At 42.8% G+C, this 13388-nt stretch carries 12 protein-coding genes and 1 tRNA gene; 7 read left to right on the forward strand and 6 right to left on the reverse strand.

The features are described from left to right. Positions 1-426 precede the first annotated feature (426 nt). From HUN01_RS26655 to HUN01_RS26680, 6 genes are all read left to right on the forward strand, one after another. Positions 427-1701: a glycosyltransferase family 4 protein gene (locus HUN01_RS26655; protein WP_181928676.1), complete on the forward strand. Its 1275-nt coding sequence runs from the start codon at positions 427-429 to the stop codon at positions 1699-1701. A gap of 595 nt (positions 1702-2296) precedes the next feature. Next, the gene (gene rsfS / locus HUN01_RS26660; protein ID WP_181928677.1) at positions 2297-2755 is read left to right on the forward strand and encodes a ribosome silencing factor; all 459 of its coding nucleotides are present in this window, start codon (positions 2297-2299) and stop codon (positions 2753-2755) included. Further along, positions 2752-3252: a CGLD27 family protein gene (locus tag HUN01_RS26665; protein ID WP_181928678.1), complete on the forward strand. Its 501-nt coding sequence runs from the start codon at positions 2752-2754 to the stop codon at positions 3250-3252. Before rsfS ends, HUN01_RS26665 begins: the two co-directional genes overlap by 4 nt. An 88-nt stretch (positions 3253-3340) precedes the next feature. Continuing rightward, on the forward strand, positions 3341-4294 hold the full coding sequence (locus tag HUN01_RS26670) for an asparaginase (RefSeq protein WP_181932832.1): 954 nt from the start codon (positions 3341-3343) through the stop codon (positions 4292-4294). Between the two features lie 46 nt (positions 4295-4340). Next, positions 4341-4417: transfer RNA gene (locus HUN01_RS26675), tRNA-Met, on the forward strand. A gap of 104 nt (positions 4418-4521) precedes the next feature. Continuing rightward, positions 4522-5979: a YcjF family protein gene (locus HUN01_RS26680; protein ID WP_181928679.1), complete on the forward strand. Its 1458-nt coding sequence runs from the start codon at positions 4522-4524 to the stop codon at positions 5977-5979. A gap of 194 nt (positions 5980-6173) precedes the next feature. On the opposite strand, the gene HUN01_RS26685 is transcribed toward HUN01_RS26680, so the two are convergent. Beyond that, positions 6174-7223, reverse strand: coding sequence for an anti-sigma factor antagonist (locus tag HUN01_RS26685; RefSeq protein ID WP_181928680.1), 1050 nt, complete (start codon positions 7221-7223; stop codon positions 6174-6176). A gap of 198 nt (positions 7224-7421) precedes the next feature. Here HUN01_RS26685 and HUN01_RS26690 point away from each other — a divergent pair, with 198 nt between their 5' ends. Beyond that, positions 7422-8219 (forward strand): 7-carboxy-7-deazaguanine synthase QueE, encoded by a 798-nt coding sequence (locus HUN01_RS26690; RefSeq protein WP_181928681.1) that lies wholly within the window; start codon positions 7422-7424, stop codon positions 8217-8219. 306 nt (positions 8220-8525) lie between these two features. Here the strand turns inward: HUN01_RS26690 and lpxD are convergent, their stop codons facing one another. The 5 genes from lpxD to HUN01_RS26715 form a co-directional block, all read right to left on the reverse strand. Beyond that, a complete protein-coding gene (lpxD, locus tag HUN01_RS26695; protein ID WP_181928682.1) occupies positions 8526-9578 on the reverse strand; it encodes a UDP-3-O-(3-hydroxymyristoyl)glucosamine N-acyltransferase in 1053 nt (350 codons plus the stop codon). A 133-nt stretch (positions 9579-9711) separates the two neighbouring features. Continuing rightward, positions 9712-10785, reverse strand: coding sequence for a hypothetical protein (locus HUN01_RS26700; protein ID WP_181928683.1), 1074 nt, complete (start codon positions 10783-10785; stop codon positions 9712-9714). 390 nt (positions 10786-11175) lie between these two features. Next, positions 11176-12414 carry a BaiN/RdsA family NAD(P)/FAD-dependent oxidoreductase gene (locus HUN01_RS26705; RefSeq protein ID WP_181928684.1) on the reverse strand — a complete coding sequence of 413 codons (1239 nt, stop codon included), beginning with the start codon at positions 12412-12414 and terminating at the stop codon, positions 11176-11178. A gap of 49 nt (positions 12415-12463) precedes the next feature. Then, entirely contained in the window at positions 12464-12628 is a 165-nt protein-coding gene (gene rd / locus HUN01_RS26710; protein ID WP_181928685.1) for a rubredoxin, read from the reverse strand. A 442-nt stretch (positions 12629-13070) separates the two neighbouring features. Beyond that, positions 13071-13265 carry a hypothetical protein gene (locus HUN01_RS26715; RefSeq protein WP_069070730.1) on the reverse strand — a complete coding sequence of 65 codons (195 nt, stop codon included), beginning with the start codon at positions 13263-13265 and terminating at the stop codon, positions 13071-13073. Positions 13266-13388: the final 123 nt, after the last annotated feature.

Consider the following 13388-nt stretch of genomic DNA (forward strand, 5'->3'; position numbering starts at 1 on the left):
AATAATTTTATAAATATTATTATTTATGAATTACACAAAAAATCTCTCAAAGTCTTATTTCTCAGTATCATATACATACTATGTGGTAAAATTTTCAGTAGCTTGTGCTTAAGTACTGATTATTTATAGATTATCCCAGCGCCTTGCTAGTATTCTGAAACAGTCTTAATTAATATAATCAAACTTAGGGTTTATACGTAAGTACCAATCAAAAAGGAACAATTTGAAGACTGCTTAAATAGTCAAAAAAATTCACAGTTACTCTAAGTGTTTAATATCAAAGTTTACTCAATCTTTAAGGAAAATCCCTGACAGAAAAAGAGTCTGGGGTCACAATTAGATATAGGAGTTTTCAAGCTCCAGATGATGTTTAAGACAAGTATTTGTCATTAAATAAAAAACCGGGGTACTTCGGACTAACTTTTTATGCGGATTTTAATTTACTCCTACAACTATTATCCAGAGCCAATTGGTATAGCCCCACTGATGACTGAATTAGCAGAGGGACTAGTAAAACGTGGGCATGAAGTGCGCGTAGTCACTGCTATGCCTAACTACCCTGAGCGTCAAATTTACCAGGAATATCGGGGCAAGTGGTATCTCAACGAATACAAAAATGGCGTTCAAATTCAACGCAGTTACGTTTGGATTCGTCCACAACCCAATTTATTAGATAGGGTGTTATTAGATGCGAGTTTTGTTGTCACTAGTTTTGTGCCCGCCCTGATTGGTTGGCGTCCAGATGTGATTCTGTCAACATCCCCATCCTTACCAAGCTGTGTACCAGTTGCTCTTTTAGGATGGTTACGTGCTTGTCCTGTGATTTTAAATCTACAAGACATATTACCAGAAGCAGCCGTCCACGTCGGTCTACTGAAAAATAAACTGCTCATCCAGTTATTTACATTATTGGAAAAATTTGCCTACCGGACTGCTAGTAAAATTAGCGTCATCGCCGATGGGTTTGTGGACAATTTGCGAGGTAAGGGCGTAGAAGCTGACAAAATTGTACAAATTCCCAACTGGGTTGATGTAAATTTTATCCGCCCTTTGCCTAAAGAAGATAACCCTTTCCGGGCAGCGCATAATCTGAATGGCAAATTTGTAGTACTTTATTCCGGTAACATAGCTCTAACCCAAGGCTTAGAAAGCGTCGTCAAAGCTGCTTCTGTGTTGCGCCATATCCCAGATATTGTTTTTGTCATCGTTGGAGAGGCAAAAGGTTTACAGCGATTGCAACAGGAATGTCTACACTGCGGCGCAGATAATGTTTTGCTACTGCCATTTCAACCCCGCAAAGATTTGCCACAAATGTTGTCAGCAGCCGATGTAGGCTTGGTGGTGCAAAAGAAAAATGTTGTATCCTTCAATATGCCGTCAAAAATTCAAGTGCTACTTGCCAGTGGAGGGGCTTTAGTTGCCTCTGTCCCCGATAATGGTACGGCAGCAAGAGCCATCAGGCAAAGTGGTGGTGGAATTATCGTTCCTCCAGAAGATCCCCAAGCCTTAGCTATGGCAATTTTAGATTTGTACCAAAACCCCGAAAAAGTCAAAACTCTGGGTTACAAAAGTCGTCAATATGCCGTTGAGCAATATGCTTTTGAGCAAGCTTTAAATCAGTATGAGTCCTTGTGTTACTCATTGACAGCAGATCGTCGAGCAATTCAGTCTACAGGCATAGTTACGAAACAAGAAGTTTAATCTCCGTAGCAAAGTTACATTTAACTACCACAAGGCTAGAATCGGAGAGTGTCAAGCCCTCAAATCTAGATATAGAAGATTTTGAGGGTAGCCAAATTTTATCAGGAAATATACAGCAATAGAAAAGCTGGTTTCCAAGTACATTGTTGAACCAAAAATTCCACGGCTTCGCTTCATTCAATCCGTGGCTCAGACTCAATTAAGTATATAGAATTACATAAAATATACGTATGGGAATTGCACTTTTGGTAGACCAGTTATGAGTATGCTGTGTTGTGTCGTAATTTTTAGCAGGCAGATAGTCTAAAGGCTAGATGTGGCCTTATCTGCGAATTACTAGCTTTCCATTACATATTATGCTGTTTGATGAATCTGCGATTATTTTCGCTGGAAATTGCTATTGGTTGATTTATCGCTGCATAATAACCGTCCGCAACTGCATCGAAACAGTCAATTATCAAACTAGCCCCATAGACACCTGTTTTTTTGTTAGTATTCAAAAAAACCTATTGACACATTTGGTCAGATCAATTGTTTGTTGTTTGTAAGTAAATGTAAACAATTGTTTCAAAAGGAAGAAAGCACCTGAGGTTTAATGACTGATTATTTCCAAGGAAATTTCCCATTGCAATCTGTCCCACTGACAAAGAGTGCGGTAATAAGCCACGGCCAAACCGAAGAAGCGAGTGAAAAATTAGCTGCAACGATCGCTGTTGCGGCATCAGACCGCAAAGCAGGTGAGATTTTATTGCTGAAAGTAGCAGAGGTGTCTTACCTGGCTGATTACTTTGTGATGATGACTGGCTATTCTAAAGTACAGGTCAGGGCGATCGCTCAAGCAATTGAAGGAAAAGTAGAAACTGAGTTGCAACGCCGTCCCTTAAGAACAGAAGGAAAAGTTGAGGGGAGTTGGGTACTACAAGACTACGGTGATGTGATCGTTCACATCATGATGCCCAAAGAACGGGAGTTTTATAATTTAGAAGCGTTCTGGATTCATGCAGAGCGTATTTCCCTTCCAGAATCTGATGAAGGTGAGGGTAAACCAACATGATTAGGTCTTCGGTTTCTAATTGCCCAGTTCCTACAGACCAACAACCGCTCAATGAATACGAAGAGTTAAAAACTTCCTGGTTGTTTCGTGATACTACTTTAGATTTGCGCGAGTATATCACGAAACTGGTTTGGATTTGGGGTTTATCTTGGCTTTTTGCAGGGCCTATAGCTGCGGCAAGTTTTGCACCTCACAAGTATATTGCACATTTTATTCTCTGTGGTGCAGCAGGAGCGAGTGTCGGGTTAGTGCTTATACTGGTAAGGTTGTACTTAGGCTGGTTCTACGTGTGCGATCGCCTTTGTAGTCCCACAGTCTTTTATGAAGAGTCCGGCTGGTACGACGGCCAAACTTGGACAAAACCACAGGAAGTCCTCAACCGCGATCGCTTAATTGTTGCATACGAAATCAAACCCATTCTGCGGCGGTTACAATTTACCTTTGCTGGCTTGGCGGGAATGTACGTTATTGGTACTATAGTTTGGCATTTGTTTTAAAAAGTCATTGGTCATTAGTCATTAGCTAAGGACTAATGACCAATGACCAATGACTAAATTAATTAAAAAAGGTGATAAATATAAACCCATGACAATGGGAAAACGAACTCAAGCCACAGCACTGGAAGTCCGGTTGCTGCGGGAAGGTATTATTGAATCCAGGCATATAGTCCAAGCTGTTGTCTGCGACGAACGAGGACGGGTTTTAACCGTTGCCGGAAATTCTGAAACTGCTGCATTTATCCGTTCAGCCCTCAAACCATTTCAGGCACTCGCAGTCACCACCACAGGTACACTGGAACGCTATAAACTCAGCGATCGCGACTTAGCAATTATTACAAGTTCCCATAAAGGCAGAATAGATCAAGTCCGACAGGTATTTAACATTCTTTGGCGGGCCGATCTTGACCCGACTATACTCCAGTGTCCAATTCCTGAAGGCAAACGGAGTCCTTTAGAATACAATTGCTCTGGAAAACACGCAGGAATGTTAGCTGTTTGTCAGCAACGCCATTGGCCCTTGAATAACTATTTGGATCGCAAGCACCCAATACAGCAGTTGATTTTGGGCAAAGTAGCAGAATTGCTGCGAATGCCAGCGGAGGAATTTATCAGCGCTCATGATGACTGCGGCGCACCAACTTATCTGATGCAACTCGGTCACATGGCGTCTTTATATGCCCTGTTAGCCTCTAGTACTAACTTAGATATGGAGCGCATTGTCCGTGCGATGACTCATCACCCCGCTTTGGTAGCAGGAGATGGAGAATTTGATACCGAACTGATGCGCTTAACTCCAGGGGAACTAGTCAGTAAAGCTGGTGCCGAAGGAGTGCAGTGCATTGGTAGACTCGGTGAAGGCATGGGATTGGCAATTAAAGTTATGGATGGGGCAAAACGGGCAAAACATGCCGTTGCTATTCACTTACTCCAACAAATGGGTTGGATTAGTCCCAGCGCCGCACAAAGCCTCTCAGAGAAGTTTGTCACCTTGGGAAAATACAAGCGTTTAGAAGTAATTGGAGAATTATCATTTTTGTAGTTGCCAAACTCTTGACTATAGGTTATTATAAATAAGTCGAGAGCAACGCGGGATAGAGCAGCCTGGTAGCTCGTCGGGCTCATAACCCGAAGGTCAGTGGTTCAAATCCACTTCCCGCCACCAAATAAAAGATGAAACAAAACCCTACAATCAGTTAAGATTGCAGGGTTTTTGTTTTATTTTGATCTATTCTGGAAGAAATAGCCATCTAAAAGGCGCGGAGAATCATGGTTGTGAAGTTGCAGCGACCAATTTTAGTGGGAGGATTGGGACTGTCCTTTTCTTTGTGGATGTTGGACAGTTGGCACGATTCTATAGTGCAGGTGGGTGAGTTTGGTTTATTGAGTGCCTTAGCTGTAGGCGGAGGTTTGTGGTTATTCCAACAAAATCGCCCGAAAGACAGTTTAGAGCAGCTAAATGGTATGGTTGTGGATCGGCCGACTGTGGAAAGTGCGATCGCTAAGACTGAGACTGTAATTAACCAACTGGCACAAGAATCAGAAAACCATCCGGCCTTACAAACACTCAGAGAACAAGTTGCCCAATTGTTGTTGGAATTAGACAGGCAAAAAATTAAAGTGGCTGTGACTGGCGGGAAATCCGTGGGTAAAAGCACTTTAATTCATGTGCTAGAGCAAAATCTAGAAACACAAAATTTTGTGTCTTTAGAAGAAACAGCACCTTTATTTAGAGAAGTCGGTGAAAATTCAGATGCGGCTATTTTGGCAGAAGTAGCAAAATCTGATTTTGTGCTATTTCTGACAAACGGTGATTTGACAGACTCAGAATTTCAAACCTTACAGCAGCTAAAAGCAGCAAATCAATCCACAATCCTGGTTTTCAACAAACAAGATCAGTATTTAACTGATGAAAGCGCCAGCATCTTGCTGTCATTAAAACAGCGGATGCAGGGAAATGTAGTTGCAACCGCGGCCTCTCCCATTGCCATCAAAGTCCGAAAGCATGAGGCTGATGGTTCTGTGCAAGAGTGGATGGAACAACCAGCAGCAGATATCCAGCAGTTGACGCAGCAGTTGGGTGAAGCTTTGGTACAGCAAGGACAACGCCTGGTTTGGGTAACTACCATGAGAAAAGCTGGGTTGTTGAAAGCTGAGGCGAAAAACTGGCTGAATGGAACCAGACGCGATCGCGCCACTCCAATTATTGAACAATATCAATGGATAGCTGCTGCTGCTGCCTTTGCTAACCCAGTCCCAGCCCTTGATATTCTGGCGACTGCGGCAATTAATGCTCAAATGGTAATGGATTTGGGTAATATCTATCAGCAGAAATTTTCCCTTGAACAAGCACAAACCGTAGCTGGAGCAATGGGAAGTTTAATGCTGAAACTGGGTTTAGTTGAACTTTCTACAAAGGCTATTAGTACTGTTCTTAAAAGTAATGCCGTTACCTTTGTTGCTGGTGGCGTAGTCCAGGGCGTAAGTGCAGCTTATCTGACCAGAGTAGCAGGGTTAAGCCTAGTTGAGTATTTCCAACACCAGGAAATAGCAATAGATTCTGGAACTGGTTTGAATTTGGAGAATTTACGGCAAACATTGCAAAAGGTATTTCAGCAAAATCAGCAGATTGGTTTTTTGCAGGGGTTTGTTAAGCAAGGCATGAAGCGTTTATTGCCAGAGGTGCAACCGGTTGAAGTACTTGGTGTTCAGAAGGCAGTAGGATAATCTGACGCAGAGAATTACCATATTTTAGATTTTGGATTGAATGATTCACAATCCAAAATCCAAAATTGGCTAACACTTACCTGGTGCTGTAGGTAAACCTAAAATTGACCCAAGCCTAAATATAGACTTGGGTGCATCTAACAATTATTGTGAGAGTTGAGAGTTAGCAAAAAATTGTGAATAAGGGTAATTAGCTAAACAGCACCACTGTTTCTATTAAACAGAATAGCTATAGTTTTGAAAATTAGCTTTAAATCGTACACCAAACTCCAATTTTTTTGATACTGCAAATCTAGGCGAATTACATCTTCAAAACTACGGACTGTAGAACGTCCATTTACCTGCCATTCCCCAGTCATACCAGGTTTAACATCTAAACGTTGCCACTCTGGTACTTCGTAGCGTTCTACTTCATCGGGTGTAGGTGGTCGAGTACCTACTAAACTCATTTGTCCTTTGAGGACGTTCCAAAATTGTGGCAGTTCATCAAGACTAGTTCGCCGTAAAAAACGCCCTACTTTGGTAATTCTGGGATCATTATCATTCTTGAAAAAAGCACCTTGCACTTGGTTTTTGACTTGGGATTTCTTCGCTTCCGCATCCACACACATGGAGCGGAATTTCCAAATCTGAAACCGCTTACCCATCCAACCACAGCGGGTTTGACTAAAGAAAATTGGGCCGGGATCATTAATTTGAATAGCGATCGCAATCGGAATAAACAAAACTCCTGTAATTAATAAACCGACCACAGATCCCACAATGTCTAATAACCGTTTCATCCAAGATGCCACAGAAGGGTGAGTAGTGGGTAACTGCTCTACTTTACGGGAAGTTGTTTTCCGGTTATCTACTAAGTCTTCTTGTTTGATTAACGACCCATCGTCCACAAGTTCTAGGGGAAAAACTTGATCCAATCCGGTAAGTTTTAGGACTGCCATTACTTGAGGTGTTACATTCCGCAGTGTTAATGTAATCCCTTTGGTCTGGGCGTATTTAAAATTACTGACCAGGGCACCTAAACCACTACTATCCATAAAAGTAGTTTGGTGAAAATCAATGATGATTTGCTTGGGATGTGAATTGGTCTGGATTAAGCCTTGGCAGGTTTGCTTAAACCCTAAAGCCTCCAGCACGCTCAACCGCGCGGGCACCTGCACTATAGCCGTGTCGTTTAGGGAATTAACTGGAAAATCGACCTCTGTCGGTTGGCTAGTCATGAAGCTTTGCACTTTCGTTGCCATGTATAATGTAATCTGCCAAACATTATTTTGTCCTACAAAATTACCTAACCTAATATTGGAATCAGTAGTAGTAAGGACTAATTGTTATTTACCGGGGCTGAGATTGGAGATCGCTAGCGACGATTCACAATAGAACAAGAAGCCAAAAAACATCCTTGCTGTTGTGCCGACGCAGCGCGATCGCGTTGCTCTCATCAAATGATTGCTAAAAATACGGTTACACCTACCGCACGCCTGGTTGAGGTCTTTTCTGCCATTCAAGGGGAAGGACTGAATGTAGGGACGCGTCAGATATTTATTCGTTTTGCTTTGTGTGATTTGCGCTGTCACTTTTGTGATAGTGCCCACACTTGGAATGCACCTGCAACTTGTCGGATAGAGCGATCGCCTGGATTGCGCGACTTTGAAATCCACTCTAACCCTGTCCCATTACCCATCTTAATCGAATGGGTGGAACAGCAAAATCTACCTTGTCTACACGATAGCATTAGCTTAACTGGAGGCGAACCACTTCTTCATGCCTCATTTCTAACGCAGTTTCTACCTCAAGTGCGAGCCATAACTGGTCTACCTATATACTTAGAAACTGGCGGACATCGCCCAGAACAACTAGCAATGATTCTCCCCTACTTAGACTCTGTAGGTATGGATTTCAAATTGCCCAGTGTTAGCGGCGAAAGTCATTGGCAAGAACATAGTAAATTTCTCCAGTTATGTTATGACTCATATTTAAATGTTTTTGTCAAGATAATTGTGTCTCAAAACACAGATCCCGCCGAGTTAGAACGTTCAGCTTCCTTGGTGGCAGAGGTTAGTCCAGATATCTCAGTATTTTTACAACCTGTTACGCCTTTGGCAGTATCTGAACAATTTTCCCCAATATCGATGCTTGCGCCTTCGAGCGATCAAGTTTTGACGTGGCAAGCTTTGATGAAGGGCTTTGTCAGGCATGTGCGTGTAATACCCCAGACGCATAAAATGCTGAACCAACTGTAAAAATTTCTGTCAAATTTGAGTTTGATGAAGATGTAGTCAAGAAAAAAGTAAGATTTTATGAAATGCTTAGAACGGCTTTCTCGACTCATCGCAACTGCCGTCCCCCAAATTCAACTTTGGGGTTTTCAACCAACATTCTTATAAATAGGACTTACGCAAAACTATATGCTGTAGAAGCAATTTATGAATTGCCCCTACCTGAAAATCATTCTTTTCGGTTATTGTTTGCGTAAGTCTTGATAAAGTTGCTGCCCAAATCTCCAACTTATTAAAAAATCAGGGATTTAAATCCATTACAGCAGTAGCTTAATCATTGCTATTTTTGAATTTACGTTGCAACTGTTTTAGCGATTGATACATATCTGGCAGGCGACTATAAACAGCAGATACCTTGAGATATAGTTTGTGAGGAATGGCTGGTGTTCCGCAGACAATTTCTCCTGGTGCAACATCGCTGTGAATTCCAGTTTGAGCAGATGCGATCGCCCCATCTCCCATCTTCACTTGATTGGCTATGCCTGTTTGTCCAGCTAAAATAACGCGATTTCCTAGTTTAACACCTCCCGCCATCCCAGCCTGACCTGCGATCGCACAGCCAGAACCAATTTGGCAACCATGACCTATTTGGACTAAGTTATCAATTACTGTACTGCGACCTATCCGTGTTTCTCCGACGGCTGGGCGGTCAATGGCGGTGTTGCAGCCAACTTCCACACCATCTTCTAAGACTGTACAGCCTGATTGTTCCATTTTGAACCAACCAGCACGGGTAGGAACAAAACCAAAGCCTTCTGCACCAATGACAGCACCACTGTGAATGACGCAATCTGCACCGATGCGGGTGCGTTCGTGGATGGTACAGTTGGCGTGTAAGGTGGTGCGATCGCCTATTTTGACATCTGGATAAATCACTACATTGGGATGAATGATTGCGCCATTACCAATTTCTACCCCTTGTTGAATCACAGCATGGGGGCCAATATAAACATCACTACCAACTTTTGCGGTGGAGTGAATCACAGCTGTGGGATGAATTTCTGGGGTAGGGCGATATGGTTGGTAAAAAAGTGCGATCGCTTTGGCAAACAATAATCGCGGATCTGGGGTTGCTAGCCAAACAATACCCCTCTCTTGTGCAAGCGCCTGTAATTTTTCATCCTGGGGCAAAATTAAAGCACTAGCATTGGTATTGCCGACAAAAGATTTAAATTTTGCACCTTCTACGTAACAGAGAGTACCGATGCTAGCTTCATCAATGGCTGCTACCCCTGTAATTTCTGGGTCTTGGTCTGGGTTGCTAGTCAGGCTATTATTGGTGGCCGCATCACCAAACTGACGGAGGATTTCGCTGAATTTCATTGTTGGGTGTGTTCAAAATTGATCTACGATGGCAAAATAATTTTCCCTCTTTATGTTCCAATACAATAATTTTGTAGACGCGTAGCAGTAAGCTAATCAGATTTTTCCTAACTTCGCTTCAGGTTGGAATACTTTACCGACATTCTTCTTTTGATGGCTCTCGTTGTAAAGATGAGCCTATCAGTAGTGTCTTGAGGCGTTGATTATCTTCGGCTGCGATCGTTTCACCATAGTGATGAAGTTGAAAAAGTTGGCAATAACGGTTTTGTTTGGCGCAAATCAAGCAGCCATAGGCATGATTGCCGTTAGTACCGCATAGCCGATGTCCCATCACTGGGCCGAGAGAAATACTTTGTTCACTAGCAACTGTGCTGAGAATTGAGCGCAGTTTTGACTCGAACTCCAATGACAAGTATTGCTTACGTCCTGGTTGTGTATAATCCCATTCTGGAACGATTAACTCCTGTTTTAACAGACTCGCTTCAATCTCCTCAGACATGACAAGCCCAGACAGAATAACGTGACGCGAAACATCAGGTAATAGTGTGCGTGCTAATTGCCACATTAAAGCTTCATCAAACCACTCTTCAACCAGTGGACGCAGATACCAACAACACGGAATGCCAAGTTTTACTAAATCTTGTAGCAACTGTACCCGACTCTGAATTGAGGCTTGCTCATAGCCTGGTTTCAAGGGTGGTAGACTGACAAAAACAGTGACTCGAAGTGAATTAGGTCGCTCTAGAGTTGTTTTGAGGCGCTCTAGAAAAGATTGACCAGGATGGACTTTGGTGGTGATGTAGACTATATTGGCGGCTTTGCGGTCAATCAGTGCATCCAGAATTGAGAGTACACGTTCTCGATGGGCTGGAATAAAGGGATCAGAGTAGTCGCATAGTGAAATCGGAAAACCCTTTTGTCCTTCCTCTGTAGTAAAAATGCAGTCTAGCAAAATATCAAGCAGGTCAACCGGAGATGAGACATCCTGAAAATTTTGTGGATAATGATGCCATTCACGGTCTTGATGACAGACACAATAGGCACATTCAATTGGACAACGATTCTGGGCATTTGGCAGAAATGGATTGAGACTGAAGTATTTAACAGCACGCTCCTCATCAGGAATACCAAGTACTGGAAAACCATGCAGCATATACTGGCTAGCGTGTAACGTAATTTCAGACGCAGTATTTTTATCAGTGATCATATATTTTTCATGAAAAAAGTAATACACCCGGAAAAATTTGCCTTCTCTAGGGTGGCTGGTGTGAATGCGGAGTGGCAAGGTGGGAAATGCGAAAGGATTAGTATGAATTTTTATAAGTAAATATAGTTAAGTAGCGATCGCTTCTTCGTAGATATTTTGTAAATGGATTGAGGTTAACACGCAGAAAAGTCTGAGCGCTGAAAGTCGGCGCTCAGGTTAGAGAGACGCGATAAATCGCCGTCTCTACAAGGAATTTATCCATCAATTATTTATTGACAGACTACTAGTAAAGCACGGCGGAAATAAACCACCCATTCCCAATCAACAAAACCCTTACGCTGTCTTCATTTTTAATTTTTAATTTTTAATTTTTAATTCCGCCTTGCGGTACTAGTCGCTAGTCGCCATTGCTATTCCTGCTAAATAACCGGTTGTCCAAGCACTTTGGAAGTTAAACCCGCCGGTGACGCCATCAATATCTAAGATTTCTCCGGCAAAATAAAGACCAGGAACTAACCTACTTTCCATTGTCTTGAAGTTGACTTCTTTGAGGTTGACGCCGCCACAGGTAACAAATTCTTCTTTAAAGGCTCCTTTGCCATTGATTAAGTATTGTCCCTGAGTAAGTTCTTGCACCAGTTGATTTAAGGTTTTACTAGATATTTCTGCCCAACGGTCTTCTGTAGTAATGCCTACACGGGCAATGATATATTGCCAGAGACGATGGGGTAACTCAACGCCGCGATGCAATGCGATCGCTTTCTTTCCCCATTCATCCTTAACTGCTAAAACTTTTTCTCGCACTTGTTCTTGTTGCAAATCAGGTAGCCAATTAATCAATAATGTGGCTTGATAGCGGCTTTCGTGCAGGACTCTTGCACCCCAAGCAGAAAGTTTCAAAACAGCGGGGCCACTCAAACCCCAGTGGGTAATTAGCAATGGCCCAGTTTGTTGTAATTTGGATTTTCCGCCCGCAGATAACCGCAATTGGGCAGGGTTAACGCTAACTCCAGCTAAATCCCGCAGCTTTGGATCGACAATATTGAAGGTAAATAACGAGGGTACTGGCGGTTCAATTTGATGACCTAATTCTCGGACAATTTTATAACCCGCAAGGCTACTGCCGGTTGCCAGAAGTAGGCGATCGCATTTAATCGTCTCTCCCGATTTCAAAAGAATATCAAAACCCCCATCTGCTGAGGTTCGTTTCACCGAAGTTACATGTGTACCGATACGGAGTTTTACGCCAGCTTTCGCCACCGATTTAATCAGACATTCCACAATGGTTTCTGAAGTATTGGTGACAGGAAACATCCGGCCATCGGCTTCCGTTTTTAGATAGACTCCACTAGCAGCAAACCAAGCTACTGTGTCTTGAGGCCCAAACCGAGTCAAAGCACCCCGCAAAGCTTTTGCACCTCTGGGGTAATTTTGCACTAATTCCTCCGGATCAAAGCAAGCGTGAGTTACGTTGCAGCGTCCGCCACCAGAAATTAGCACTTTCGCTAGAGGTTGGCGACTGGCTTCGAGTAAAGTAACTTCGGCTTCAGGATTAGCTTTAGCACAAGCGATCGCGCCAAAAAATCCCGCAGCCCCACCCCCAATAACTACAATTTGTAACGGTAGCAAGTTCTAAAATTTCTCAATAGCACGTACTTTACTAGGCTAGCCGTTATCTTCACTCTTCAACTAGTTCAAATTCCTCTTTTGTGGCACCGCAAACGGGGCATGACCAATCATCTGGTATATCTTCAAACATTGTTCCCGGTGCTATCTCACTATCTGGATCGCCTACTTCTGGATCATATTCATAGCCGCAAACAGTACATAGATACTTTGTCATGTTCCTTTCCCCTAGTAAATTGTTGGCATTGCTTCAATATTAAATACTTCTTGTAACGCGATGTGCAGCTTATCCTTAGAACCCCACTTCCATTCCTGGAGCTACGGTGTACACACAAGTCCTTCTGACCCCCTCTAACTCCCCCTTGCCAAGGGGGAGAACCAGATATTTCCCCCAATGCATCGGGGGGATTAAGGGGGGTAAATCCAGGAGTTGGCGGTTAGGTCTGAGAGAAAGTTGCACACGGAGTTCTTGTAGTTAGTCAAAATAGGCTTAGTTATTTACCACGCCCACCGAACGGCAAAGCTCAGGTTATCCCTTGGGACGTGGTTTGAATTAGTTCGAGATCATTAGTTTTTTTCGCCCAGGAGTGGCGCGGTATATACCCAATAACTCTTTATCAAAGCCCAATGACCAATGACAAATGACCAATGACAAATGACTAAAAACGCCACCATGTCCTTTGGGCGTAACTGATAATCCCAATTGCGATCGCCCCAAGTAGCAATAGCCAAATTATTCCACCTGGAATAAAGGTGAGAATACCAAAGCCTCTCAGTACCCAGACGGCGACGCTAACGCCGAGAAGGATACCAAAAATCTGGATTAATCTACGATTTAAAGAAGATTGACTCACTTACTTTTCCTCTCAACTCAACAGAGATTACATTTGATATTCTTAATTAAGATGTGAAGTTACGATGAAGTTGCAGTTTCATCAGAAATAATACGTAAAAATTGAGATATGCTATCCAAAAGT

The organism is Nostoc edaphicum CCNP1411 (assembly GCF_014023275.1).
In the GTDB taxonomy this organism is placed as follows: domain Bacteria; phylum Cyanobacteriota; class Cyanobacteriia; order Cyanobacteriales; family Nostocaceae; genus Nostoc; species Nostoc edaphicum_A.

What these genes read in the sequence shown, in the direction of transcription:
- HUN01_RS26690 (WP_181928681.1), top strand. Translation starts at nt 7,422, where the DNA reads ATGATTGCTAAAAATACGGTTACACCTACCGCACGCCTGGTTGAGGTC.
- HUN01_RS26680 (WP_181928679.1), top strand. Translation starts at nt 4,522, where the DNA reads ATGGTTGTGAAGTTGCAGCGACCAATTTTAGTGGGAGGATTGGGACTG.
- lpxD (WP_181928682.1), bottom strand. Translation starts at nt 9,578, where the DNA reads ATGAAATTCAGCGAAATCCTCCGTCAGTTTGGTGATGCGGCCACCAAT.
- rsfS (WP_181928677.1), top strand. Translation starts at nt 2,297, where the DNA reads ATGACTGATTATTTCCAAGGAAATTTCCCATTGCAATCTGTCCCACTG.
- HUN01_RS26670 (WP_181932832.1), top strand. Translation starts at nt 3,341, where the DNA reads ATGACAATGGGAAAACGAACTCAAGCCACAGCACTGGAAGTCCGGTTG.
- rd (WP_181928685.1), bottom strand. Translation starts at nt 12,628, where the DNA reads ATGACAAAGTATCTATGTACTGTTTGCGGCTATGAATATGATCCAGAA.
- HUN01_RS26655 (WP_181928676.1), top strand. Translation starts at nt 427, where the DNA reads ATGCGGATTTTAATTTACTCCTACAACTATTATCCAGAGCCAATTGGT.
- HUN01_RS26665 (WP_181928678.1), top strand. Translation starts at nt 2,752, where the DNA reads ATGATTAGGTCTTCGGTTTCTAATTGCCCAGTTCCTACAGACCAACAA.
- HUN01_RS26685 (WP_181928680.1), bottom strand. Translation starts at nt 7,223, where the DNA reads ATGGCAACGAAAGTGCAAAGCTTCATGACTAGCCAACCGACAGAGGTC.
- HUN01_RS26700 (WP_181928683.1), bottom strand. Translation starts at nt 10,785, where the DNA reads ATGATCACTGATAAAAATACTGCGTCTGAAATTACGTTACACGCTAGC.